The sequence below is a fragment of the Antrihabitans stalactiti genome, from assembly GCF_012932915.1.
GTDB lineage: Bacteria > Actinomycetota > Actinomycetes > Mycobacteriales > Mycobacteriaceae > Antrihabitans > Antrihabitans stalactiti.
The window spans coordinates 25,399-48,929 of record NZ_VCQU01000013.1 but is presented as its reverse complement, the minus strand read 5'-3'; the positions used below and the strand labels follow the sequence as shown (position 1 = coordinate 48,929).

The following is a 23,531-nucleotide window of genomic DNA, read 5'->3' as shown; positions in this document are numbered from 1 at the left end:
GGTGTGACTGATGGTGTCCAGCCAGGCGTCCTCGAGATCGTTCGTGTCTTGGATTCTCGGACCGGAAGGTTCACAATCTGACCCATGGTGCTGGTGCTGGGCGTTTCAGCGGGCTCGAGCGGCGCCCGCGCGATCCTCGCCCACTCGGATCAGCCTCATCAGCATCCGATCGACCAGTGCGTCGTCGCGCGCCGGCCCGGCGCATCGGTCGGCGAACCGGTCGCTGCGGTAATCGATGCGATGCACTCCGCGGCCGCCGAACGTGGCGAGTTGATCACTGCCATCGCAGTCACCTACCGCTGTGACATGCATGCCGAGTCGATCAAGTCGTCGGTGCCGATACCCGGCGCAACCCCAACCCGTCTGGTGAAGGAATCGACCGCGCAGATGCGCTATCTGCGCTTTACGGGCCGGCTCCCGAAAGCCGGGACCGTCGTCCTCTACGACCTCGGCAGCTCGGGACTCACTCTCACACTTGCCGATTGCGTCTCTGGAACGCCGATCCGAACCCGGCGCAGTACGGTCCTAGGCGGCGACGAGTACGACGCCCAGATTCACCACCACCTCGCTCACGTCGGCATCGCCTCCGACGTCGCGACCTGCCGGCAGCACAAAGAGGCACTCAGTTCCGATCGCATCATCACCGCAGCAGATCCGGTGACCGGCAACCGAATGGTGTTGACCCGCAGCGACATCGCCTATCTACAATCGGCCGGGATCCACGACTCCGCGTCGTTCGTCCGGCACTTGCTGGAAGAGTCCGGCGATACCCCCGAAGCCGTCGTGCTCCTCGGTGGCTGCACACGCAACCCTCTCGTCGAGGAATGGCTAAATTCCACACTGGATCTCCCGACGATCAGCGAGGCCGATCCCGAAGTCGTCTCGGCTCGCGGCGCCGTCGCCCTCGCCGGCGATCGCCCAGCCCGAGTGATCCGAGTCGCTCGTGCCATCGGAGCGTCAGCGCCGCCAGGCACAGCGGTCTCGCGCCGCAAGATCTTCGCTGCCGTCGCCGTCACCGGCGTCCTCGCCGCCACGATTGCCGGACTGATGCTGGGAAACCGGTCGACCGACGAGCCCGCACACAACGACGTCTCCCCCAGTCCAATGGAAGTCGCTGGAATACCGAAGACCCCCTTCCCCTGACTGTGATACTGGCGGCATGGACTTCTCCGTGACTCACATCGGCGGACCGACCGCGCTGCTCGAAATCGGCGGGGTCCGCATTCTCACCGACCCGACGTTCGATCCACCGGGCAAGCTGTATCACTTCGGCTGGGGAACGTTTTCGCGCAAAGTGGTGGCTCCGGCAATCGCAGTGGGCGACATCGGGCGGATCGATGCCGTTCTGCTCAGTCACGACGGCCATGCCGACAATCTCGACGACGTGGGCCGGACCGTCCTACCAGCCGCGGGCAAGGTCGTCACGACCACTTCTGCCGCAAAACGTCTGGGCGGCAATGCGGTCGGACTCGAACCGTGGGCGACGACGACGGTCGACAACGCAGGCACACAGGTCCGCATCACCGCAACGCCCGGCAGGCACGGACCGCCCCTGAGCAGACCGATCGTCGGGCAGGTCATCGGATTCCTGCTCGAATGGGACGGCCAAGAACACGGTCCGGTGTGGATCACCGGCGACACCGTCTATTTCGACGGGGTCTCCGAAATCGCGACGCGCTACAACATCGGAACCGCCTTGCTCCACATCGGCGGCGTGCGTTTCCCGTACCTCTCGGGACCGATCCGTTACACCATGAACGCAGCCGAAGCCGTCCGCGTTGCAAGGGAATTCGACCTGAAGACGATCCTTCCCGTCCACTACGAGGGCTGGACACACTTCCGCCAAGGCCGCGATGTCGCGGAGGCCGAATTCGCGGATGCCGGTATCGGCGATCGCGTCCATTGGCTGGTCGCAGGCGAACCGCTGCACATTTCCTCGTGAGTCTTTTAGGAGTCCATAGACTCCTAAAAGACTCACGACTGGGTGAGACCGTCGTAGAGCCTCGTCAACTCGCGGACCGCCTGAGCGACGACCTTTTCGTCCTCCGACACCAACCGCATTGCGCGGCGCAGCAGCATTGTGTCGAGGTCGTCGATCGCCGGTCGCCGCTCGACCGTCGGTAGCGCTGGCAGCTCGATGCGGTCGCCGTAGAGATCGCTTGCATCCCAAGCTGGTTCGCTTTCGACTCCGCTGATCAACGCGTCGAGTTCGATGCCACGCAACAGCAGAATATCGAGGGGGCGCTCGTCGAGATGCTCGGCGGTCAGGTACGCGACGGCAGCGACGTGCTTGCACGGCCAACCCGAATCGGGGCAGGTGCATTCGAAGTCGAGCTCACTCGCGCGCTGCGGCAACAGCAACGGACCCAGTTCCTTCGGCACCGAACCGGAGACGATCTCCGCGAGCATGCCTGGCGTCGCGCGGATCGTGTCGACCACCTCGCGGACCGCGTCAGCATCGAGCGGTGTAATGACGAACGTCGACGAAAACGGTTGCGGCTGGCTACCTTGCACCTCAGCGTTGACCTCGCCCGCCCCGACCTGGAACGACACGACCTGCCCCGCACGCGCATACGTCCGACCGCGGGTCAGTCGGCCCGCATCCGCCAGCGCCTCGACCGAGTCGATCAACGCACGACCCCACCACGTCTTGCCGAATGCGCCACGGCGAGTGCGTGCCTCGACACCGCCGATGACGGGACGACGTTGCCCGTACTGGCGAAAATTACGCCCGCGGCCCGGACTCATTCGCCCACCGCCTCATCGCCGAGACTCAGCAACTCACGCAGTTGGTCGGTGCTCATTTCGGTCACCCAATTCTCGCCCGTTCCGACAGCAAGGTCGGCGAGTTCCTTCTTGCTGGTCAGCATCGCGTCGATCCGCTCCTCGACAGTCCCGACGCAGACCAGCTTGCGGACCTGCACATTCTTGCGTTGCCCGATCCTGAAGGCACGGTCCGTGGCTTGGTTCTCCACCGCGGGGTTCCACCACCGGTCCAGGTGCACAACGTGGTTCGCGGCGGTGAGGTTGAGCCCAGTACCACCGGCCTTGAGCGACAACAACATCAGCGGCGGGCCGCCGTCGCCCTGAAACTCGTCGACCATGCGGTCGCGCGCGGACTTCGGTACCCCGCCGTGTAGGAACGGCACCTCGGCGCCGAACCGCTCGCGCAGATACGGCGCGACCAGCTCACCGAACGCCCGAAACTGGGTGAACAGCAACGCTTTCTCGTCATCGGCGATGACAGTGTCCAGAATGTCCTCGACCAAGCCGAGCTTGCCGGACCGATGCTGCCCGCGTCGCAGAACGCCAGATCCGTCGGCAAGGAAGTGCGCGGGATGGTTGCAGACCTGCTTCAACCGCGTGAGCGCGGCAAGGACAGCGCCCTTGCGACCGATTCCCTCCGACTCGTCGATCTGGCGCAACATCTCGTCGACGACCGCCTTGTAGAGCGACGCTTGCTCGGCGCTCAGATTCGCCCGGACCGTCATCTCGAACTTCTCGGGCAGATCCGAGATCACCGACGGATCGGTCTTGACCCGTCGCAACACGAAAGGCGCTGCGATCGTGCGCAATCGCGACGCAGCGGCCTCGTCGTGTTCGCGTTCGATCGGCACAGCGAAGCGTGCGCGAAACTGTTGCGGTGTGCCGAGCATCTTGTGATTGGCGAAGTCGAGGATCGACCGCAACTCCTCGAGCCGATTCTCGACCGGTGTGCCGGTCAACGCGATCCGATGCCGCGCAGGCACAGCCCGCGCGGCCCTGGCCTGCGCGGTCGCCGAATTCTTGATGTGCTGCGCCTCGTCGAGAACGACTCGGTCCCAGCTCATTTCGCTCAGTTGAGCATTGTCTTTCGCAAGCAGAGCATAGGTGGTCACCACCAGGTCCGATGCTGCGACCACCTCCTTCAAGGCGGCTCCGGACAGCCTGCTCGGACCGTGGTGGACCAACACCCGCAGCCCTGGGACGAACCTCGCCGCCTCACGTTGCCAGTTACCGACGACCGACATGGGGCACACCAACAACGTTGGGGTCGTTGCCTTCTCATGCGCGAGCAGCGACAGCACCTGGACGGTCTTGCCGAGGCCCATATCGTCGGCGAGCACGGCCCCGAGGCCGAGCCGGCTCATGAAGGCAAGCCAGTCCAGGCCGCGGCGCTGGTATGGCCGCAGCGTCGCATCGAGTCCGTCTGGCACCGGAATCTCGACCGGGCTGGCCGTCGAATCCAGCAGCACCCCAACCCATCCCGTCGCAGAAATCTCTTCGACTGGCACGGGTGGTGGCTCCGACGAGCCGAACGCGGCGAAAAGGTCACCGAGCGTCCCGTCTTCGACGGAATGCACGGCAACGTATTTCGCGGCCTTGACCAGGGCACGATGATCGGCCTGGACCCAATGTCCCCGCAGCCGGACGAGGTCGCCTTTCGCACGCGAGAGCCGGGCCATCTCCTCAGCGGTGAGCACGGCATCACCGAGGGCGAGTTCCCATTTGTAGGAGACGAGTTCGTTCATGCCGACCGACGAATGCGTCGCACCGACCGCAACCGGAGCGCTCACGGACAACCGCAGCGAGGGCGCCGCCACACTCCAGGCCCGGGGCAGCAGCAGGCTGAAGCCTTTCGCCGCCAGCTCGGCAGCACCGTGCGCGACGAGGTCGGTCACCACTTCGGTGGGCAGCAAGAGGTCGAGAGTCTGTGGGTCCGTGGGTACGTCGCGCAGCCGCGGGTACGCGGCCATCGCCTCACCCAGTTTTCGTATGCCGATCCGCAGGAGGTTCGGATCGACGCGATTGACCGGAACCGGTTTCGGGGCTTCACCTTCGGGCCGCAGGCAGACCTCGAGGCGCCACAACGCTTCCGTCGAGTCGACGAGTTCGTCGTCGTCGGGTTCGAGCAGGCGCAGCACGAGCTCCGGTTCTTCGACGGTCAGTGAGCCGCGCCATTCTTCGAGGACGTTCGAGAGCTTCTGGGAGCCCTGGTCGAGCGAATCCCCGGACAGCAGCGCCTCGACCAACGGCGTCGACCCGTCGGCCGGTCCGAGGGCCAGCCGCGCAATCGGGTCGGTGAGTTCGGCGACCATATCCGCAAGGACCTTCGCTGCGGGCCCCTGAGCACGCTGTACCGACGGCATCGCCGCAGCCAACTCGGCAAGCCACGCGCGCTGTCGCTCGCCGCCGAGAAGGCGCCAGCGCGGCCACCACTCCCCTTCGGCGCGATAGACCTCGGGCACCATCCGCCCAGCCCGGACCCATCTGTCGATGCCGCGGGCGACGTGGCGTAGATAGCGCAGATCGCCCGCGAGTCCGCCGTCCGAATGCGACGCCAAGAGCAGGTCCGCAGCCGATGCAGGCGCACATGCCTGCGCCAACATGCCGACCGTCGTCACACCGTCCGCGGTTGGCCGCAGCACATCGATACGGCGGCGAAACTTGCCCGTTCGTGAAATGTGCGCGAGCGCTCGGTCTGCAACGATGTCGTCGACTTCGTCGCGCCACAGCAGCAGGCCGGCCCCCGGTGACCAGAGCCCATGCAGCATCGAACCATCCAACCACGCTCGCCCAGAGCCTGTCGGTGGCGTCATGCAGACTGTGCTCACTGCAAAGGGGGCTCAGCCGATGAGGGACGCGTCGAAGCGTCGAATGTGGATCGCGGGTTGGTGCGTTCTGCTGCTCGTATTCGGCGGTTGCACGGTCATTGCACGGCGCGTCGAACCACCCGCCCCAGGCAGTCCGCTGCGTGCGCAGCTGGAGGAGTTGCTCACCCGTGTCACCGAAGTCCCCAAACGTCCGCACCCCGGCGGCTACGAACGCAGCTGCCAGAGCGGGAAGAGCTGCGTATTCGGTCCGGCATGGACCGACGACACCGATGCCCCAGGCGGTCACGACGGCTGCGACACCCGCAACAACGTTCTTGCCGCACAACTCACCGCGGTCGAATTTCGGCCGGGCACGCACAACTGCGTCGTCCTCGCAGGCAAGCTCGCCGACCCGTACTCGGGCGAAAACGCACAGTTCGCCAAAGCCAGCGCCGGCGACGTCCAGATCGACCACGTCTATCCGCTTGCTGCGGCCTGGGACATGGGCGCGTCCACCTGGCCGTTGGACCGCAGAATGCGGTTCGCGAACGATGTCCAGTACAACTTGCTAGCGGTCTCGGGCGCGATCAACCAGGCGAAAGGCGATCGCACACCTGCTGATTGGCTGCCGCCCGCCGGCGCCTACCACTGCTTTTACGCTGGGAAGTATCTGACCGTCGCAGTCCAGTACCAACTGCCGATCACGTCGGACGACCGGCGGGTACTCACCCGCATTGCAAAGGGCTGCAGCTGAACTACCGTAGGGACGTGGACCACTCCCGATTGATCGGTAAAGACACCACCCTGTGCATCTCGCTGGCCGCGCGACCGAGCAATATCGGCACTCGATTTCACAATTACCTGTACAACGAACTCGACCTCGATTTCTTGTACAAGGCGTTCACGACGACCGACCTCGCTGCAGCGATCGGCGGTGTGAAAGCCCTCGGTATTCGTGGCTGTTCGGTGTCGATGCCCTTCAAGGAAGAGTGCATCCAATACCTCGACGTGATGCATCCGTCGGCATCCGCTATCGCGTCGGTCAACACCATCGTGAACGAAGACGGTGAGCTGCATGCCTACAACACGGATTACCAGGCTGTCGTGAATCTGTTGCAGGAGAACGCAGTCGACACCGGACTCTCCTATGCGGTCGCGGGCAGCGGCGGCATGGCCAAGGCGGTAGTGGCGGCGCTGCACGACTCCGGATTCACCAACGGCACGGTCATTGCCCGCAACGCCGCCGCGGGCCGAGCGCTCGCGGAGCAGTACGGTGCGTCGTGGGCGCAGTCGCTCACCACACCCGCACAGCTACTCGTCAATGCCACGCCGATCGGCATGGAGGGCGGCCCCGAATCGACTGCCCGGCCCTTCACCGAGAATGCAATCGACGCGGCCGAAGTCGTGTTCGACGTCGTCGCCAAACCATCGAATACGCCGCTCGTACTTGCCGCCCTCCAGCGCAGCAAGGTGGTGATCACCGGAGCCGAAGTGATCGCCCTGCAGGCCGCCGAGCAATTCGACCTCTACACCGGAGTTCGACCCACCCCCGACCAGATTTCCCGAGCGTCCGCGTATTCCCGGCAGGCCTAAGGGCCGATCGCAACATCCCGAGTCGGGTCGTTGCTCCATTGCGACCACGAACCCGGATACAGCGCAGCGTCGATGCCGACGATGGCGAGCGCCGCGATTTCGTGCGCCGCGGTGACGCCGGACCCGCAATACACCGCTACGGGTCCGGCGATGTCGGCGAACCGTTCGCGCAGCGCCGCCTCGGACTTGAATCTGCCTGAGTTGTCGATGTTCTGAGTGGTCGGAGCGCTGCGGGCACCAGGGATGTGACCGGCTTTGGGATCGACCGGTTCGACCTCGCCGCGGTACCGCTCGCCCCCCCCGCGCGTCCAGCAGCACGCCTTGCCACGACTGCGCGCCGTCTGCATCGATCGTCGGCATGCCGCTACCCTCGAGCGTCACGTTGCCGACCGCTGGAAGTCCTTGCACGCCAGCGCCAGTGGGGTTGCCGGCAGCAATCCACGCAGGCAGCCCACCGTCGAGGATGCGTACGTCGGCCTGGCCTCCCCACCGCAACAACCACCACGCGCGTGCGGCTGCCATCCCGCCTGTCGCGTCGTACACGACGACCGCATCACCGTCGTTGATCCCCCACTCGCGCGCACTCGCCTGCAACGCGTCCAACGACGGCAGGGGGTGCCGCCCGGCCGCCGGCGAAGGTGGGTCGGCCAGCTCGGTTTCGAGGTCCACAAAGACCGCGCCCGGGATGTGCGCTTCGAGATAGTGGCGATAGCCGTCGGGGTCGCCGAGTGCCCACCGCACGTCGAGCAGCACGACCTCGTCGATCGACGAGGCCAACTCCTCGACCGAGATCAGTACATCGGTCATGACGGACCTACTTCCGATCGCAGCAGCCGCGCCATGGCCGAGCCGAACGCAACGAAGGTCACGTGCTCGACTGCAGTGTTCGCGCTCCGCACAGCACCGACCGCTTGGCGAACAGCGTCGTCGGCAGGCCAGCCGTAGACACCCGCGGAGATCAGTGGGAATGCGACCGTGCGAGCGCCCAATTCATCGGCGACCTCGAGGCTTCGCGTGTACGCCGACCGCAGCACGTGCGACAGATCTTCGGTCCGTGAGTACACCGGACCGACTGTGTGAATCACCCAGCGAGCACGCAGCTTTCCAGCCGTGGTTGCCACTGCATCGCCTCGCGGCAAGCCATCGGGTAAGACGGTCGCTCGCAACTGCCTGCATTCGGCGAGAATCGCCGGACCGCCTGCGCGGTGGATGGCACCGTCCACACCACCCCCGCCGAGCAGCGACGAATTCGCCGCATTGACGATGGCATCAACCTGAATGTCCGTTATATCGCCTTCGACCACTTCGATTTTGGTCACCTACCCATCATGCACAGCTGTCCGCACGTAGGCGGGGACCTACGTGCGGACAATTGTGGAATCTAGGTATAGCGGCGAGCGTCAGGGAGTGATCGTCGTTTCCTTGTCGATCGCCTCGAGAGCGGTGCCGACGATTTCGGCCTGCGCCTCGAGCCCATCGGCATTCAGCTGCAGCACGTAGAGGGAGCCGTCAGCCCCGGTGATCACGACGGTCTTCTGTGCGACAACCTTCGACTGCCCCTCGTCGGTGAACAGTCCGGCGTAGTCGTAGGCGGGGAAACTGCTCAACGTCACGTTTTCGCCCGGGCCGAGTTCCTTGTAGCCGGGGAGGTTCTTCAACTCGCCCTCGGCGACGGCAAGCAGGTCCTTCGCGTTGACGTTGCCGCCCTCGAGCTTCGACAGGATCGCGATGACGCTCGGAACGTAGTCGGTGGCTTCTGGTCCGGTGTAGATGATCGCGCCGTAGGCGTAGTCAGGCGCGTTGTCGCCTGCTACTTCCCAGCCGTCCGGAACCGGAAGGTCGATGGTCGGCGAATTGGGGTCGCCGTGCTTGACGGGCGTTTCCTTGATGTTGTTCGAAGCAATGTAATCGGCGATCGTCTTGTTCGCGCCCGGCTTCGACGTGTCGGTCGTGCGCGGAGAAGCCTTCGGCTTGGACGACTTCGCTGCCGAGGTCTTCGACGAGCTGGCCGCCGCCGAGGTTGTTGTTGTGTCCTTCGAGGACGACGACGAGTCGTCCTTGCTGCAGCCGACCAGTGACAAAGTCACTGCGATCAGGGTGGCCGCAATCGCCGTGGTTCGTCTCGTCGAGATTTTCATAGATTGGTCTCCTGTTGGTGTGCCACACACATCCGGAGCAGCGTATAGCCAAGTCATTGGAAATGCATTGGTTGGCTATGCACGGATTTAAAGGCCTGCCTCGTCGGCGACCGCAAGCGCACGTTCGATGATGTCGTCCACCAACTTGCTCGACGGTGGCGTCTTGCCTGCGTTGCGCGGATCGTTCATCACCCGACGCAGAATCCCCTCCGCGATGATGCCGATCTTCCAGAGCGCCAGGGTGTGCCAAAAGCCAAGAGCCGCAGCATCTCTCCCCGTCGCCGCGAAGTAGGCCGCGGCAAGTTCTTGCCGACTCGGGAAACCCTCGAGCGTGGACGCCATGAAGGGACCGGCGAAGGCGTCGCCCGCTTGCGGCCAATACGCAAGCAGGGCGCCGATATCGGCGAGCGGGTCGCCCAGGGTGCACAACTCCCAGTCCAGTACGGCGACGATGTGGCCGTCTTCTGCAGAGGTGATCACGTTACTGAGGTGGAAGTCGCCGTGCACAAGGCGCGTCTCCACCTGCGCTGGGACCGAGCGGTGCAACCGCGCTGCAAGTTCGTCGACGCCCGGGTGCTCACGGGTTTTCGACTTCTCCCACTGGCCCGCCCACCGCTTGAGTTGACGCTCGGCATAAGGCTTGTGACTCGCCAGATCGTTCAAGCCGGCACTTTCCAAGTCTACGGCGTGGATGCTGGCGAGGGTGTCGGTGAGCGACGCGCCGATTTTCGCGCGGCGCTCCACACTCAGCGTCTCACCCACAGCAACGTCGTCGACGACGATGCCGCCGACATAGCTCATCAACAGCAGCGGAGTGTCGGTGACGGCTGGGTCTTCGGTCAGCCCAAGCACTTTCGGCACCGGAACGTCCGTGCCCTGCAGTCCGGTGAGGATCTTGTGTTCGCGGACGACATCGTGCGCCGACGCGAGCAACGTGCCGAGCGGAGGCCGCCGCAGCACCCACCGCGCTCCGCCCGAATCACGGACCGAGAAAGTGAGGTTGGAGCGACCGTTCCCGATCCGTTCGAACCGCAACGGCGGGATCGCACCCACGCCGAGCTCGGTGATCCACGCCGTTACTGCAGCCTCGTCGAGCCCGACAACCGTCATTCTGGCGACCCTGGCCGCGGAGCTTGCGGAGCGGCCCCGACAACACCTGGGGCGGGTCTCGAAGGATGAGAGACACGGCCCAGCAAAGCGTCTTGGAACCGCCGCATTCCGGCGATCCAACGGTCGTAGTCGGCGCCCTTGTAGCGGTACATGTCGAGCACCTGAGGGTGCGGCAGGATCAAGAAGTGACCTACCCCGATGGCCTCGATCACCAGGTCCGCAACCTCTGCAGGCTCGAGAACGGCACCGGCGGTTCGGACCGCTTTGGACGCCAAAGCCCCTGCGGAGTCGCCTGTTTCGAAGCCCGCATTCAACAGTGCGGTGTTGACGCCCATGGGGCACAGGCAGCTGACGCCGATGCCGCGGTTGCCATAAGTCACCGACAGCCACTCCGCAAACCCGACGGCAGCGTGCTTGGTGACGGCGTACGGCACCGATCCGAGTTGGGTCAGCAACCCGGCCGCCGATGCGGTCGACACGAAGTAGCCGGTTCCCCGCTCCAGCCATTTCGGGACGAGCAGCCGCGCGGCGCGTACGTGAGCGAGCACGTTGACTTCGAGGGCGAGGTCCCATTGCTCGTCGGTACTTTCCAGACCGAGCCCGCCACCGATCCCCGCGTTGGCGAAAAAGATGTCCACCGGACCGAATTCGGACTCCGCGCGCTCGATCATCGCGCGAAGTACGGATTCGTCGGAGACGTCGCCCGCCACCGCGAGCGCACTCGCGCCGATGGATTCGGCGACCCGGTTGGCACCGGCTTCGTTGAGGTCGGCGACAACGACCTTGCCGCCACCGAGAGCGATGCGCCGTGCAATGGCCTCGCCTATGCCAGCGCCGCCACCGGTGACAATGGCTACTTTGCCTGCTATGTCCACGGCTGCATCGTAGGCCAGTACACCGACCTGGCAGGCGCGGCGGGCAAAGCCGCCCATCGGGGCGCCGTGGGGTGATAGGAACCACCTATGGAGATCGCCGCCATTGTCTGTTCGGTCGCACTGGCGGCCGGCGCGTTCACGTTCGGGATACCACTGACACAGTTGCGGGGCCCGCTATGGCGGCTGTACCGGAGTCGTGGGATCTCGGAGAATTTGGCGCGAAGCATCGGCGGTGCAGAGATCGTCGGCGGTACCGGACTGATCGTCGGCTACTGGGTTCCGCTACTCGGCCTCATCGGCTGCATCATTTTGGGGCTCGTGTTCATCTGGGCGACCGGCCAACGCGTCGTCTACGGCGATTACGGCAATCCCGACATGCGTATCAATGCCCTACTGCCGTTGGGATTCTTGCTGCTCAGCATCCTGACCCTCGTCTTCGTCATCACGCGGACAGGCACCTGACTCAGCGCCCTTGATCCGCCAACCGCTTCAGCAGCGGGGCCATCCGTAGCCCGACCAACTCCCGCATGATCAGTGCCATGTTCGTTCGTTCGACCCCTGGTATACGCAGGATCTGACCGGCTATCCGGTAGAGGTCGTCTGCGTCGCGGCCGACCACCTTGACCGACAGGTCCGTGAGGCCGGATATCCCGTGGACCTCGACCACCTCCGCGATCTCGGCAAGTGCGTCGACCACCGGATCGAGCTGATGTTGGTCGCACACGATCGCCACGAGCGCCGACAGCGGATAGCCGAGATTGCGCGGATCGACACGTCGATCGAACGGCGCAAGCACGTCCTCTTCGTCCCATTTGGCAAGCCGCGCCTGCACGGTATTGCGTGACAATCCGAGCCGGGCGGCGAGCTCGACTCCTGTCGCGCGCGGGTTGGTTTGCAGCTGCAACAGCAGTTTCGCGTCTGTCGCGTCCAAACTGGTCATGTAGCGCAGTATGACACGCCGCGCCGGTCATAAACCATGCACAGTGCGCAGTTGATTTGCTTCCACTTGCGCAGTGCGCATAATCGTGGATCCTGTGAAGTACGACACACAATGTCGCCGCAGGAGGTTGCCATGGCTGAGAAACCGGCCTACCCCGTCCAGTTGGTCCAACCCGACGGCCGTCGAGTACTCGACCGCGAACACGCGGCCGTCGTCGCCGACATCGGTCCGGAGCAGCTCCGCGCGCTGTACGAAGACCTCGTCGTCGTACGCCGAATCGACGCCGAAGCAACCGCGCTGCAACGCCAGGGCGAACTCGGCCTGTGGGCCCCGATGCTCGGGCAGGAAGCCGCGCAGGTCGGGTCCGCACGCGCACTGCACCCCGACGACTACATCTTCACGAGCTACCGCGAGCACGCAGTCGCCTACTGTCGCGGCGTCGACCCCGCCGTCCTTACTCGGATGTGGCGCGGCGTCGCGCATTCCGGCTGGGATCCCGATGCCGTGAACATGACCAATCCCGCGATCATCGTTGGCGCGCAAGGGCTTCACGCAACTGGTTATGCGCTCGGCTCGCATCTGGACGGCGCCGAGATTGCGACCATCGCCTACTTCGGGGACGGCGCATCCAGCCAAGGCGACATCGCCGAAGCGCTCGGGTTCGCAAGTTCCTGGAGCGCACCCGTCGTCTTCTTCTGCCAGAACAACCAATGGGCCATCAGCGAGCCGGTTCGGCTGCAGAGCGCGACGCCAATTGTGCGGCGCGCCTATGGATATGGCATTCCCGGAGTTCAGGTCGACGGCAACGACGTGCTCGCGGTCATGGCTGTCACGCGGCAGGCGATCAAACGTGCCCGCGAAGGTGGCGGTCCGTCGTTCATCGAGGCGATCACCTACCGGATGGGTCCGCATACGACGTCCGACGATCCCACCCGCTACCGGTCGGCCGCCGAAACGGAGCTGTGGCGCTCGCGCGACCCGCTGGACCGCATGTATCGGCTGCTCGAACGCGAAGGGCTGCTCGACGACGAATTCCTGGCTCGCGTCGCGCGCCGAGCCGACGAGGTCGCCGCGCGGATCCGGTCCGCGACGATCGGCATGGTCGATCCGGCACCGTCCGCGCTGTTCGACAACGTCTACGCCACACCACATCCCATGCTCGACGAGGAACGCCGCGAATACGCCGCGTACCTCGCTGGATTCGAGGAGGCATCATGATCACCTTGGGCGCAGCCCTCAACGCCGGCCTCAGGCGGGCATTGGAGGACGATCCGAAAGTCGTCCTCATGGGCGAGGATATCGGCAAGCTCGGCGGCGTGTTCCGCGTAACCGACTCGCTGCAAAAGGATTTCGGCGACAACCGGGTCATAGACACGCCCCTGGCCGAATCCGGTGTGATCGGAACGGCTTTCGGGCTCGCATTACGCGGCTACCGACCCGTGTGCGAGATCCAGTTCGACGGTTTCGTTTATCCGGCGTTCGATCAGATCGTCTCGCAGGTCGCGAAGATCCACTATCGCACCGGCGGGAAAGTCAAGGCGCCGCTGACGATTCGGATTCCGTACGGCGGCGGCATCGGCGCGGTCGAGCACCACTCCGAATCGCCGGAGGCCTACTTCGCACACACCGCGGGACTGCGCGTCGTGGCACCGAGCAATCCACAAGATGCCTACGCGATGATTCAGCAGGCGATCAAGCTCGACGACCCGGTGATCTTCTTCGAGCCGAAGCGGCGGTACTGGGACAAAGCCGAGGTCGATCTCGAGGCTGAGCCGTCGTTGGCGTTGGACAAGGCGCGGGTCGTGTGTGCAGGCACCGATGCGACGATCGTCGCATACGGAACGATGGTCCCCACCGCCGTTGCGGCAGCGAAAATAGCTGGCGAGGAGGGTCATTCGATCGAGGTCATCGACCTGCGGTCGTTGTCACCCATCGACTTCGACACCATCGAAGCCTCGGTCCGCAAGACCGGGCGACTCGTGATCGTGCACGAGGCACCGGTATTCCTCGGACTCGGCGCGGAGATCGCGGCACGCATCTCCGAACGCTGCTTCTACCAACTGGAGTCGCCGGTACTGCGGGTGGGTGGCTTCGACATTCCCTATCCCCCAGCCAAACTCGAATCGCACCACCTGCCCGATCCCGACCGCATCCTGCACGCGGTGGACCGGACGTTGGCGGCATGACCCTCCAAGAGTTTCGGCTCCCCGATCTCGGCGAAGGGCTGACCGAGGCCGACCTCGTTTCGTGGTCGGTCGCGGTCGGCGACCAGGTCGAGCTCAACCAAACGATCGCTGAAGTCGAGACCGCAAAAGCATTGGTGGAGTTGCCATCGCCGTACGCCGGGACGGTCAGCGCGTTGCTGGCCGAACCCGGCGCGACGGTCCTCGTGGGGACGCCGATCATTCGCATCGCCACCGAAGGCGACGAAGCGCCCGAACGCCAGGAGGTCCTGGTTGGGTACGGTCCGGGCGCGGCTGCCGAAAGCCGCAGGGGCAAGCGCTTAATCAGTGTTGTCGAAACTCCCTCCGCCGAGGGCGGCCGGCCGGATGCGAAGCCGTCGGCTCGCAAGCTCGCACGCGAACTCGGTGTGGACCTCGCTGCAGTGGCATCGACCGGACCTGTCACCGTCGAAGATGTACGTGCACAAGCTGTTCCGGCAACGGCGAACGACTGTGAGACACGGACCAAGATTTCCGGCGTCCGCAAATTCACCGCTGAGGCGATGGTCACGAGCGCGCGGACGATCCCACACGTCACCGAATTCGTCACGATCGATGCGACTGCGTCCGTCGAACTGATCGACCACCTGAAGACGCTGCCCGCATTCCGCGATCTCAAGGTGACGCCGCTTGCGCTCGTCGCAAAGGTCGTGTTGGCCGCGCTGCGGGACCACCCGACGTTGAATTCGGCCTGGGACGAAGAGCACCAGGAGATCGTCACCAAGCACTACGTCAACCTCGGCATTGCGGTCGCGTCACCGCGTGGCTTGCTTGTGCCGAGCGTGAAAGACGCCGAGCAGCTCAGCCTGCCCGAATTGTGTGCGGCCATAGGAACACTCGCGGCCACCGCTCGATCAGGCGCGGCCACACCCGCGGACCTGCGCGGCGGTACCTTCTCGATCACCAACATCGGCGTATTCGGAATCGACACGGGTACCCCGATCATCAATCCCGGCGAGGCCGCAATCCTCTGCCTCGGTGCAATTCGGCAGCGGCCGTGGGTCTTTCAGGGCGAGGTAGCGGTCCGGTGGGTGACGACGCTCGGGCTGTCGTTCGACCATCGCCTCGTCGACGGCGAACAGGGCTCCAAGTTCCTCGCCGATGTTGCTGCGATGATGGAGGATCCGCTCGGCTTACTCGGCCGCCTGTAGTTTGGGTTCATGGCCACCGATATCGCAGCACCACCGCGGGCCGCGCGAGCCGGCGTCTTCGGCATCTTCGGCCTCAACGGGTTCCTACTCTCGATGTGGGTCGTCCATATCCCGACAATCACCGACCAGACCGGTATTTCGAAGGCGACGCTCGGACTGATGATTCTCATCCTGGCGCCGGGCGCACTGGCAGGCATGCAGGTCGCCGGCCCGCTCGCCGACCGCTTCGGCAGCAAGAATCTGATCACCATCGGTGCGGTGTTGCTATGCATCACGGTGTTGGGCCCTGGGTTCGCCACAACGGTCGTGCAACTCGCGATCGCGCTGGCTGTCTTCGGCTTCGCCAATGGGGTCATGGACGTGTCGATGAACACGCAGGCGGTCTACGTCGAGCGACTGTACGGTCGGCCGATCTTGGCGGCATTTCATGCGCTGTTCTCGTGCGGCGGATTCGTCGGCGCACTGTTCGGGTCGGCAACCCTCGCGGCGCAATGGGATATCCGGTACACACTCGCCCTCGCGTCCGGTATCGGCGTCGTGGCCACAGTGTTGTGTAGCCGGGTGCTGCTTCCCAAGGTCGGGCGTGACCGCGCCGAGCCGGGCGGTCGCACACACGTCACTGGCAAGGTCGTATTGCTCGGCGTATTGGCGTTCGCGTTGCTGCTCAGCGAAGGCGTGGCCAACGATTGGAGTGCGCTCCAAATGCAAGACCGCCTCGGCTCCACCGACGCGGTCGCTGCGCTGGCGTTCGGCGCCTTCTCGATCGCGATGACAATCGGCCGATTCGGCGCCGACCGCGTCGCGGGCGCATTCGGTCCGGTCGCCGTGCTGCGTTTCGGCACCATGCTGGCCGCTGGTGGCATGGCGCTGGTGATGGTGTCACCGTGGACATCCCTCAACCTGGTCGGCTGGACCCTGTTCGGCATCGGACTCGCAGGCGGCGTGCCCCAGATCTTCACTGCAGCCGGCAACCTCAGCACCGCCTCGACCGGCGCGATCATGTCGCGGGTATTCGGCATCGGTTACCTCGGCTTCCTCGCCGGACCCAGCCTCATCGGCTGGCTCACCAAAGTCGTCCCCCTCACCACCGCGATGGCAGTCCCCCTGATCTGCGTCCTCGCCGCCACCCTTCTCGCCGGAGCGGTCCGGGCGCCGTCGGCGTCGAGCGCATAGAAATGGTGGCAATTTCATTCCTTTGAGCCACCATTTCTATGCACTCGCGCGGATCCGCTTATCGATTGCCCGCCTAATCGGATCGACGAACTCGAATGGGCGGCAATACACCTGCGGGGCGACGGCGTAGAACATCAGCCAGACGTAGTCGATGAGCCAGTTGTGCCGTGGATTGTCCCGCGAGGCCGCCGCGTCGCCTGTGTGCCAGAGTCCGCTTTCGTAGTCCAAGCCGATTTTCCACTCAGGCCAGCCCAGATCGATTCGACGCTCGATACCGTTCTGCCACACGATCACCTGTGGTTCTGGATGCGGCAGGCCGCCGTCGATGCACTGCAGCCGCGTCCTCGACTCCATGGGCGACTCAGCCTTCCAATTCGCGAGCCCGAGCAGTTCTATCGCCTGTCGAATCCCCCGCCTACCAGCCTGACGATCTGCCTCGGCCTTCAGCTCATCGATACTCGCACCCTGCCGCCCGCGACTGAGAACGTTTCGACGCCACGCGAGGTCGAGCGTTGCGATCGCGTCGAGCCGGCTACTGGTCCGTGCGAGATCGATCGCGGTCCGGGCAGCACTGGTCGCGAGAGTTCCGTCTATGCGGCACAGGTCCTCGGGTTCGAATGCGTCGCGATGCACGACCAACCCTGACCGGCGCGTCATTCGCGCATCAGCAGACAGCACGTGAGTTGCCGGTTCGTCCAATACTGGGAACGTGTGGAGTGCCGCAGCGGTCTCGTAGCACGCTGCGACTTCGGTAGCCCCCATCGACTGCCTCGCGGCTTCGACTGAGAGGGATGGCGAGATTGGCGTCGATGTCTCGCGAAACACGCCCTGAAAGACGCGCGTCCACTCACCGCACGAAAGGAGCGTGCGGATCTCTGCGCGGGTGTACTCGGTGAGCGCTTGTTGAACCGTGAACACTCCGTGTTGCCGGTTTCTGATCTGCTGCAGGTTTGGCCGCATGTGGACCACCCTGCATCACGGCCTACCTACCCAAATTGCAGCGACCTGGGGAAACAGATTGCCCTGTGGATAGCCCAGGCCCTGTGGATAAACGTCGAGCGCATAGAAATGGTGGCTTTAAAAGGCTGATTTGCCACCAAAACTATGCGCTCGACGGAGAACTAAAGCGACTTCAATTCCTCAGTGACCGCGCCGACCGACTTCTTGGCATCACCGAACAACATCGAAGTGGTGTCGGCGTAGAAGAGGGGGTTCTCGATGCCGGCGAATCCGCTGTTCATCGAGCGCTTGAGCACGATGACCGCTTTGGATTGGTCGACGTTGAGGATCGGCATGCCGTGGATCGGGCTGCTCGGGTCGTTGCGAGCGGCTGGGTTGGTGACGTCGTTGGCGCCGATGACGAGGGTGACGTCGGTGCGCTGGAACTCGCCGTTGATGTCGTCCATTTCCTTGAGCGCGTCGTAGCTGACCTCAGCTTCGGCGAGAAGGACGTTCATGTGGCCAGGCATGCGACCGGCGACTGGATGGATGGCGTACTTGACCTCGACGCCACGCTTCTCCAGCATCTCGGCCATTTCCTTGACAGCGTGCTGTGCCTGGGCGACGGCCATGCCGTAGCCGGGCACCACGATGACCTGGTTGGCGTAGGCCATCATGATGGCCGCGTCGGCAGGCGACGTCGACTTCACGGTCCGCTCGACGCCATCGCCCGAAGCGAGTGCGACACCGCCGCCACCGAAGCCACCGGCCACGATCGCGGGGATCGAGCGGTTCATGGCCTTGGCCATCAGGTTGGTCAGGATCGAGCCGGACGCGCCGACGATCATGCCCGCGACGATCATCGCCGTGTTGTTGAGCGCCAAGCCTGCTGCGGCAGCCGAGAGTCCGGTCAGCGCGTTCAGCAGCGAGATCACGACGGGCATGTCCGCGCCACCGATGGGCAGGACGACGGCCAGACCGAGGACACCGGCCAGCACCAACAGGGCGATCATCCACCATTGCGAGACGCCACCGTCGGACGCACCCAAACCGATGACGACCGCTGACGCGACCGCGCCGATCAGGAGCAGTGCGTTGAACGGCTGCTGCAAACGACCGAGCGTGATCGGGCTACCGGGCAAGATTTCCTGCAGCTTGCCGAAGGCGATCAGCGAGCCCCAGAACGAGATGGAACCGATGATCGCGGCAAACAGCGAGCCGACGATGACGGGGATGGTCAGCGGGTCGTGCAGCACGGAGAAGCCGCTGCTGTTGATGAACTCGGCCCATGCGATCAATGCGACTGTGCCACCACCGACGCCGTTGAAGAACGCGACCAACTGCGGCATCGCGGTCATCTTCGTGAAGCGTGCGGGCGGGACGCCGAGGGCCACACCGACGACGAGGCCGGCGACGATAAGGATCCAGTTGGTCGTGTCACGGACCGCGATCAGCGTTGCGATGACGGCGAGCGCCATACCGACGGCCGCGATCTGGTTGCCGCGCACGGCAGTCTTCGGCCCCGTCAAACCCATGAGGCCATAGATGAACATCGCGAAAGCGATGATGTAGAGCACTGTTACGAGGTTGTCCATTACTTGTCAGCCCCACTCGTCTTTGCCGGAGCAGGCTTGCTCTTGAACATGCCCAGCATCCGGTCGGTGACAACGAAGCCACCGATTACGTTCAGCGTTCCGAACACGACTGCGACGAACAGGATGATCTGCACGGCGACCGACGGGTTCTCGATCCGGCCGAGGACCACAAGCGCGCCGAGGACGACGATGCCGTGAATGGCGTTAGTGCCCGACATCAGCGGCGTGTGCAGCGTGTTCGGCACCTTGGAGATGACCGCGAAACCGACGAACCCGGACAACACCAGGATCGCGATATTGGAAAGTAGCTCGGTGTACATCTAGCTCACCTCTCGGGTAACGCACGAATCGGCGAGAACCTGGTCTTCGAAATCAGGCGCAAGCTTGCCGTCGACCAACATCAACTCGAGCAACGCAGACACGTTCTTGGAGTACAGCTCGCTTGCGTGCTCAGGCATCGTGGCGGGCAGGTTCAATGGCGACGCGATGGTGACGCCATGCTTGACGACCGTCTTGCCCGGTTCGGTCAGTTCGCAGTTGCCGCCGGTCTCGCCGGCGAGGTCGACGACGACGCTGCCCGGCTTCATGCCTTCGACTGCTGCTGCGGTGACCAAGCGCGGCGCGGGACGGCCCGGGACCAGCGCGGTCGTGATGACGACGTCGAAACCCTTGATCGCGTTTTCGAGCGCCTGCTGCTGCTTGGCACGCTCGTCGTCGGTCAGCTCGCGGGCGTAGCCACCTTCACCGGCAGCGTCGATGCCGAGGTCGAGCCATTGCGCACCGACGGACCGCACCTGGTCGGCAACCTCGGGTCGCACGTCGTATCCGGTGGGTCGGCCGCCGAGGCGCTTGGCCGTGGCTAAGGCCTGAAGGCCTGCGACACCGACGCCGAGGATCAGCACGGTCGCTGGCTTCACCGTGCCTGCCGCGGTGGTGAGCATCGGGAAGAAGCGCGTGGACTCCGACGCCGCAAGGAGGACTGCCTTGTAGCCGGCAACGTTCGCCTGCGACGACAACGCATCCATCACCTGTGCGCGGGAGATGCGCGGGATCGCCTCGACAGCGAAGGCCTGCACGCCCGCGTCACGCAGGGCGTCGATCTTGTTGTCGGCGTTGCGCGGTGCGAGGAATCCGATGAGGGTCTGGCCCTTCGACAGCTTGGCGACTTCGCTCTCGTTCGGCGGAGCCACCTTCACCACCACGTCGGCAGACCAGGGATCGCCGATTGTCGCGCCTGCATCGACGAAGAGCTCGTCGGGAATCAGCGCGCCCGATCCTGCGTCGGCCTCGACGATGATGTCGACACCTTTCGCAATCAAGGATGGAATGGTCTTCGGCACGATGGCAACGCGGCGTTCGCCGTCGTTGGTCTCACGAACGACGCCGATGGTCGGTCGCTCGCCACTCTGCGATGTCTCCAACTTCCAGACACTTCCTTCTAATTTGGACGCGTACGCAACTAAAACAGATACAGAACTTACTGCAAAGTAAGTTACGCATTTCGGTTGCTCACGCGTTCGAAAGGCCGGGGGCGAGCCTAACCGAGAACCACGTCCAGGCCGTTATCGCCCGCCGCTAGCGTGGAGTCTCATGATCCCTGATGTGCCCCCCGAAATCACTGACGCGACCCGTACTGCGAAAAACGTCACAGTCCTGACCGGGGCGGGTATGTCGGCGGAGAGCGGGGTACCGACGTTCCGCGACGCGCAGACAGGACTGTGGCAGCGCTACGACGCCGCCGCGCTCGCGACTCCGGATGCGTGGGCAGCAGACGCTGATTTGGTGTGGGCTTGGTATCAGTGGCGAGCCGAACTGGTCCGCGCTGCGAAGCCCAATGCCGGGCACATCGCGCTCGCAGGGTGCGATGCAAACGTTCGGATCATCACCCAAAACGTCGACGACCTGCATGAACGTGCGGGCAGCACAAACGTCGAACACTTGCATGGGAGCCTGTTCGCTCCACGCTGTAGCGAGTGCGGCAAGCCGGCCGAGGTCGATCCCGTGAGCGAACCCACCGAGCGCATCCCTCCACCGTCATGCACGGACTGCGCGAGTCCAGTTCGCCCGGGGGTCGTCTGGTTCGGTGAGTCGCTGCCTGAAGCCCCATGGCTCGCCGCGATCGACGCGGTCGAGAGCTGCGATGTCCTTCTTGTCGTCGGGACATCGGGCGTCGTGTACCCGGCCGCCGGGTTGCCGTCGGTCGCTCGCGGCGCAGGCGTAAATGTGATCGAAATCAACCCCGTCGCGACCGAGCTGACCGACCAAGTCGACTTCTCGTGGCGTACTACGGCGGCACTCGGGCTGCCCGCGTTGATCGCAGGCATAGTCTGATCGCCATGCGCGAATGCATCTTCTGCATGATCGTCCGAGGCGAGGCTCCGGCCACGATGTTGTACGAGGATGACGACGTAATGGCGTTCCTCGACATCCGCCCGATCACCCGCGGCCACGCGCTCGTGATCCCCAAAGTTCACGCCGCCGAACTCGAGGATCTCGACCCGGACCTCGGTTCGCGCATCTTCCGCGTCGGGCACGGGTTGGCCTTGGCAGTCCGGCGGTCGGACCTCGGTTCCGACGGCGCCAACCTCGTCATGAACGACGGCAAGTCGGCATTCCAAACGGTCGCTCACGTGCATCTGCACGTCGTGCCCAGGCAGTCCGGCGACAAACTCCGGTTTGCCTCGGGCCTGGTACTGCGCCGAAGCAAGGACCCCGCAGCGACAGCAGCAGCCATCCGCGCGGGCATGGATCGACTGGAGCAGGAATGAACGACAGACAGTCCATCACGTCAGCACTCTTCGACGAGTGGAGCGTCATCGCCGATCTCCTCGCGGACCTCGACGAATCGCTCTGGAGCAGACCGACAGCGCTCCCGAACTGGACCGTCCACGACGTTGTCGCACATCTCATCGGCACCGAGTCGTTTCTCGCGGGCATTCCTGCGCCGGCGGTCGATGTCGACGTAAAGACCCTCCCCCACGTCAACAACGACGTCGCGGTGCTCAACGAGAGTTGGGCAATTGGTCTGCGCGATCTGCCGGGCGCGGCGATGCTGGCGCGATTCCGCGAGATCACCGCTACGCGCCGGTCGGCGCTGACGGAGATGTCGCAGGAAGCCTGGGACGCTCCGACGCCGTCGCCGGTGGGCATGGTTCCGTACGGGCGCTTCATGCGAGTCCGCATCTTCGACTGCTGGATGCACGAACACGACATCCGCGACGCCGTCGACCGGCCCGGCGATGAAGGCGGACCGCGCGGCGAGCTGGCGATCCGCGACATCGAGGACGCGCTCGGCTACGCGGTCGGCAAACTCGGCAAAGCACCGGACGGTTCTCGGATCGCCATCGAGCTGACCGGCCCGCTTGCGCGGACGCTCTACGTGGCGGTCGACGGGCGCGCAAAGCGTGTGCCCGCGATCGACGGACCGCCAACCTCGCTGCTGCGCCTGGACTCTCGACTGTTCACTCGACTTGCCGGCGGCCGGACCACCGCCGCCGAGCATGCCGCTGAGATCGAGATCGAGGGCGACGCCGAGGTCGGTCAGCGGATTGTGGACAACATCGGTTTCGTGGTCTGAGCTCGGGTGCGACTATTCCTGTCGTCCTATCGTTTCGGTCAGCACGCGGATCGGCTGCTCGCGCTCGTCGGCAAACCCGGACCGGTCGCAGTCATCGCCAACGCGGCCGATTCCTGGCCGCGGTCGGCGCGGGAGTCGACTGTCACGAGTGACATCGCCCCACTTCGCAGGCTGGGCTTCACGCCGTCCGAGCTCGATCTGCGTGACTTCGTGGGCACACCCGACGCGCTGCGGACCGCCTTGAGCAAGTTCCCGTTGGTGTGGGTCCGCGGTGGCAACACCTTCGTCCTGCGTGCGCAATTCGCTCGAAGCGGCGCCGACGTTGTGCTGCCGGAGCTTGTCAAGAGTGGAGCGCTGACCTACGCCGGTTACAGCGCGGGCGCGTGCGTCATGACGCCGTCGCTGCAGGGCATCGAACTATTCGACGATCCGGCCGAGGTTGCGCCGACTTGCGGAATCGACGCCAGGTGGGACGGCCTCGGCCTCGTCGACCACGCGATCCTGCCGCATTGGGATTCGCCGATGGGAGATTCGGCGTTGTCGCAGCGGGCTATCGAATGTTTCGAGATCGCCGAGATGTCGTATTGGACGCTGACCGACGACCAGGCGATCGTCGTCGACGGCGAGAGGGTCGAACGGCTCTAG

Annotated in this window: 24 protein-coding genes and 1 pseudogene; 13 read left to right on the top strand and 12 right to left on the bottom strand. The window is 64.5% G+C overall.

What is annotated here, in order from left to right:
• Positions 1-84 precede the first annotated feature (84 nt).
• A complete protein-coding gene (locus FGL95_RS28135; RefSeq protein WP_169593637.1) occupies positions 85-1,143 on the top strand; it encodes an Hsp70 family protein in 1,059 nt (352 codons plus the stop codon).
• A 16-nt stretch (positions 1,144-1,159) separates the two neighbouring features.
• Positions 1,160-1,942, top strand: coding sequence for an MBL fold metallo-hydrolase (locus tag FGL95_RS28130; protein WP_169593635.1), 783 nt, complete (start codon positions 1,160-1,162; stop codon positions 1,940-1,942).
• Between the two features lie 32 nt (positions 1,943-1,974).
• Here the strand turns inward: FGL95_RS28130 and FGL95_RS28125 are convergent, their stop codons facing one another.
• Entirely contained in the window at positions 1,975-2,748 is a 774-nt protein-coding gene (locus tag FGL95_RS28125; RefSeq protein ID WP_169593633.1) for an SWIM zinc finger family protein, read from the bottom strand.
• Complete coding sequence (locus FGL95_RS28120; protein WP_169593857.1) at positions 2,745-5,534, bottom strand: DEAD/DEAH box helicase; 2,790 nt, start codon at positions 5,532-5,534, stop codon at positions 2,745-2,747. Before FGL95_RS28120 ends, FGL95_RS28125 begins: the two co-directional genes overlap by 4 nt.
• Before the next feature lie 79 nt (positions 5,535-5,613).
• Between FGL95_RS28120 and FGL95_RS28115 the strand changes: the two genes are divergently transcribed.
• Positions 5,614-6,327, top strand: a complete 714-nt coding sequence (locus FGL95_RS28115; protein WP_240963363.1) for an HNH endonuclease family protein — start codon at positions 5,614-5,616, stop codon at positions 6,325-6,327.
• Between the two features lie 14 nt (positions 6,328-6,341).
• The gene (locus tag FGL95_RS28110; RefSeq protein WP_169593631.1) at positions 6,342-7,166 is read left to right on the top strand and encodes a shikimate 5-dehydrogenase; all 825 of its coding nucleotides are present in this window, start codon (positions 6,342-6,344) and stop codon (positions 7,164-7,166) included.
• On the opposite strand, the pseudogene FGL95_RS28105 reads toward FGL95_RS28110, so the two are convergent.
• From FGL95_RS28105 to FGL95_RS28085, 5 genes and pseudogenes are all read right to left on the bottom strand, one after another.
• A pseudogene (locus FGL95_RS28105) lies at positions 7,163-7,973 on the bottom strand (sulfurtransferase). The gene FGL95_RS28110 and the pseudogene FGL95_RS28105 overlap by 4 nt on opposite strands.
• Complete coding sequence (locus FGL95_RS28100; protein ID WP_169593629.1) at positions 7,970-8,485, bottom strand: O-acetyl-ADP-ribose deacetylase; 516 nt, start codon at positions 8,483-8,485, stop codon at positions 7,970-7,972. The pseudogene FGL95_RS28105 and the gene FGL95_RS28100 overlap by 4 nt, the downstream one beginning before the upstream one ends.
• An 81-nt stretch (positions 8,486-8,566) precedes the next feature.
• Positions 8,567-9,304, bottom strand: coding sequence for an envelope biogenesis lipoprotein LpqN (lpqN, locus tag FGL95_RS28095; protein WP_169593627.1), 738 nt, complete (start codon positions 9,302-9,304; stop codon positions 8,567-8,569).
• Positions 9,305-9,391: 87 nt separating this feature from the next.
• Positions 9,392-10,414: a phosphotransferase family protein gene (locus tag FGL95_RS28090; RefSeq protein WP_169593625.1), complete on the bottom strand. Its 1,023-nt coding sequence runs from the start codon at positions 10,412-10,414 to the stop codon at positions 9,392-9,394.
• Positions 10,411-11,289, bottom strand: a complete 879-nt coding sequence (locus tag FGL95_RS28085) for an SDR family NAD(P)-dependent oxidoreductase (protein WP_169593623.1) — start codon at positions 11,287-11,289, stop codon at positions 10,411-10,413. The genes FGL95_RS28090 and FGL95_RS28085 overlap by 4 nt, the downstream gene beginning before the upstream one ends.
• A gap of 87 nt (positions 11,290-11,376) precedes the next feature.
• Between FGL95_RS28085 and FGL95_RS28080 the strand changes: the two genes are divergently transcribed.
• On the top strand, positions 11,377-11,751 hold the full coding sequence (locus tag FGL95_RS28080; protein WP_169593621.1) for a DoxX family protein: 375 nt from the start codon (positions 11,377-11,379) through the stop codon (positions 11,749-11,751).
• Between the two features lies 1 nt (position 11,752).
• Here the strand turns inward: FGL95_RS28080 and FGL95_RS28075 are convergent, their stop codons facing one another.
• Positions 11,753-12,229, bottom strand: coding sequence for an Lrp/AsnC family transcriptional regulator (locus FGL95_RS28075; protein WP_169593619.1), 477 nt, complete (start codon positions 12,227-12,229; stop codon positions 11,753-11,755).
• A 132-nt stretch (positions 12,230-12,361) separates the two neighbouring features.
• Here FGL95_RS28075 and pdhA point away from each other — a divergent pair, with 132 nt between their 5' ends.
• From pdhA to FGL95_RS28055, 4 genes are read left to right on the top strand one after another with little or no spacing between them, the layout of a single operon-like run.
• On the top strand, positions 12,362-13,447 hold the full coding sequence (pdhA, locus tag FGL95_RS28070) for a pyruvate dehydrogenase (acetyl-transferring) E1 component subunit alpha (RefSeq protein ID WP_169593617.1): 1,086 nt from the start codon (positions 12,362-12,364) through the stop codon (positions 13,445-13,447).
• On the top strand, positions 13,444-14,415 hold the full coding sequence (locus FGL95_RS28065; protein WP_169593615.1) for an alpha-ketoacid dehydrogenase subunit beta: 972 nt from the start codon (positions 13,444-13,446) through the stop codon (positions 14,413-14,415). The genes pdhA and FGL95_RS28065 overlap by 4 nt, the downstream gene beginning before the upstream one ends.
• Positions 14,412-15,602, top strand: coding sequence for a dihydrolipoamide acetyltransferase family protein (locus FGL95_RS28060; RefSeq protein WP_169593613.1), 1,191 nt, complete (start codon positions 14,412-14,414; stop codon positions 15,600-15,602). The genes FGL95_RS28065 and FGL95_RS28060 overlap by 4 nt, the downstream gene beginning before the upstream one ends.
• Positions 15,603-15,611: 9 nt before the next feature.
• Positions 15,612-16,775 (top strand): MFS transporter, encoded by a 1,164-nt coding sequence (locus tag FGL95_RS28055; protein ID WP_169593611.1) that lies wholly within the window; start codon positions 15,612-15,614, stop codon positions 16,773-16,775.
• A 36-nt stretch (positions 16,776-16,811) separates the two neighbouring features.
• On the opposite strand, the gene FGL95_RS28050 is transcribed toward FGL95_RS28055, so the two are convergent.
• The 4 genes from FGL95_RS28050 to FGL95_RS28035 all read right to left on the bottom strand — a co-directional run bounded on the left by FGL95_RS28050 (position 16,812) and on the right by FGL95_RS28035 (position 20,730).
• Positions 16,812-17,735 (bottom strand): hypothetical protein, encoded by a 924-nt coding sequence (locus FGL95_RS28050; RefSeq protein ID WP_169593609.1) that lies wholly within the window; start codon positions 17,733-17,735, stop codon positions 16,812-16,814.
• Positions 17,736-17,896: 161 nt separating this feature from the next.
• The gene (locus FGL95_RS28045) at positions 17,897-19,309 is read right to left on the bottom strand and encodes an NAD(P)(+) transhydrogenase (Re/Si-specific) subunit beta (protein ID WP_169593608.1); all 1,413 of its coding nucleotides are present in this window, start codon (positions 19,307-19,309) and stop codon (positions 17,897-17,899) included.
• On the bottom strand, positions 19,309-19,629 hold the full coding sequence (locus tag FGL95_RS28040) for an NAD(P) transhydrogenase subunit alpha part 2 (RefSeq protein ID WP_169593606.1): 321 nt from the start codon (positions 19,627-19,629) through the stop codon (positions 19,309-19,311). The genes FGL95_RS28045 and FGL95_RS28040 overlap by 1 nt, the downstream gene beginning before the upstream one ends.
• Positions 19,630-20,730, bottom strand: a complete 1,101-nt coding sequence (locus tag FGL95_RS28035; protein ID WP_169593604.1) for a Re/Si-specific NAD(P)(+) transhydrogenase subunit alpha — start codon at positions 20,728-20,730, stop codon at positions 19,630-19,632. It abuts the gene before it with no gap.
• Positions 20,731-20,899: 169 nt separating this feature from the next.
• Here FGL95_RS28035 and FGL95_RS28030 point away from each other — a divergent pair, with 169 nt between their 5' ends.
• The 4 genes from FGL95_RS28030 to FGL95_RS28015 are packed head-to-tail and all read left to right on the top strand — an operon-like array spanning position 20,900 to position 23,531.
• Positions 20,900-21,640, top strand: a complete 741-nt coding sequence (locus FGL95_RS28030) for an SIR2 family NAD-dependent protein deacylase (protein ID WP_169593602.1) — start codon at positions 20,900-20,902, stop codon at positions 21,638-21,640.
• A 5-nt stretch (positions 21,641-21,645) separates the two neighbouring features.
• Positions 21,646-22,077, top strand: a complete 432-nt coding sequence (locus FGL95_RS28025) for an HIT family protein (protein WP_169593600.1) — start codon at positions 21,646-21,648, stop codon at positions 22,075-22,077.
• A complete protein-coding gene (locus FGL95_RS28020) occupies positions 22,074-22,886 on the top strand; it encodes a maleylpyruvate isomerase family mycothiol-dependent enzyme (RefSeq protein WP_169593599.1) in 813 nt (270 codons plus the stop codon). Before FGL95_RS28025 ends, FGL95_RS28020 begins: the two co-directional genes overlap by 4 nt.
• 6 nt (positions 22,887-22,892) lie before the next feature.
• The gene (locus FGL95_RS28015; RefSeq protein ID WP_169593597.1) at positions 22,893-23,531 is read left to right on the top strand and encodes a Type 1 glutamine amidotransferase-like domain-containing protein; all 639 of its coding nucleotides are present in this window, start codon (positions 22,893-22,895) and stop codon (positions 23,529-23,531) included.

What these genes read in the sequence shown, in the direction of transcription:
- pdhA (WP_169593617.1), top strand. Translation starts at nt 12,362, where the DNA reads ATGGCTGAGAAACCGGCCTACCCCGTCCAGTTGGTCCAACCCGACGGC.
- lpqN (WP_169593627.1), bottom strand. Translation starts at nt 9,304, where the DNA reads ATGAAAATCTCGACGAGACGAACCACGGCGATTGCGGCCACCCTGATC.
- FGL95_RS28090 (WP_169593625.1), bottom strand. Translation starts at nt 10,414, where the DNA reads ATGACGGTTGTCGGGCTCGACGAGGCTGCAGTAACGGCGTGGATCACC.
- FGL95_RS28060 (WP_169593613.1), top strand. Translation starts at nt 14,412, where the DNA reads ATGACCCTCCAAGAGTTTCGGCTCCCCGATCTCGGCGAAGGGCTGACC.
- FGL95_RS28130 (WP_169593635.1), top strand. Translation starts at nt 1,160, where the DNA reads ATGGACTTCTCCGTGACTCACATCGGCGGACCGACCGCGCTGCTCGAA.
- FGL95_RS28135 (WP_169593637.1), top strand. Translation starts at nt 85, where the DNA reads ATGGTGCTGGTGCTGGGCGTTTCAGCGGGCTCGAGCGGCGCCCGCGCG.
- FGL95_RS28120 (WP_169593857.1), bottom strand. Translation starts at nt 5,534, where the DNA reads ATGCTGCATGGGCTCTGGTCACCGGGGGCCGGCCTGCTGCTGTGGCGC.
- FGL95_RS28040 (WP_169593606.1), bottom strand. Translation starts at nt 19,629, where the DNA reads ATGTACACCGAGCTACTTTCCAATATCGCGATCCTGGTGTTGTCCGGG.
- FGL95_RS28025 (WP_169593600.1), top strand. Translation starts at nt 21,646, where the DNA reads ATGCGCGAATGCATCTTCTGCATGATCGTCCGAGGCGAGGCTCCGGCC.
- FGL95_RS28020 (WP_169593599.1), top strand. Translation starts at nt 22,074, where the DNA reads ATGAACGACAGACAGTCCATCACGTCAGCACTCTTCGACGAGTGGAGC.
- FGL95_RS28075 (WP_169593619.1), bottom strand. Translation starts at nt 12,229, where the DNA reads ATGACCAGTTTGGACGCGACAGACGCGAAACTGCTGTTGCAGCTGCAA.
- FGL95_RS28080 (WP_169593621.1), top strand. Translation starts at nt 11,377, where the DNA reads ATGGAGATCGCCGCCATTGTCTGTTCGGTCGCACTGGCGGCCGGCGCG.
- FGL95_RS28045 (WP_169593608.1), bottom strand. Translation starts at nt 19,309, where the DNA reads ATGGACAACCTCGTAACAGTGCTCTACATCATCGCTTTCGCGATGTTC.
- FGL95_RS28055 (WP_169593611.1), top strand. Translation starts at nt 15,612, where the DNA reads ATGGCCACCGATATCGCAGCACCACCGCGGGCCGCGCGAGCCGGCGTC.
- FGL95_RS28030 (WP_169593602.1), top strand. Translation starts at nt 20,900, where the DNA reads ATGATCCCTGATGTGCCCCCCGAAATCACTGACGCGACCCGTACTGCG.
- FGL95_RS28065 (WP_169593615.1), top strand. Translation starts at nt 13,444, where the DNA reads ATGATCACCTTGGGCGCAGCCCTCAACGCCGGCCTCAGGCGGGCATTG.
- FGL95_RS28050 (WP_169593609.1), bottom strand. Translation starts at nt 17,735, where the DNA reads ATGCGGCCAAACCTGCAGCAGATCAGAAACCGGCAACACGGAGTGTTC.
- FGL95_RS28115 (WP_240963363.1), top strand. Translation starts at nt 5,614, where the DNA reads ATGAGGGACGCGTCGAAGCGTCGAATGTGGATCGCGGGTTGGTGCGTT.
- FGL95_RS28125 (WP_169593633.1), bottom strand. Translation starts at nt 2,748, where the DNA reads ATGAGTCCGGGCCGCGGGCGTAATTTTCGCCAGTACGGGCAACGTCGT.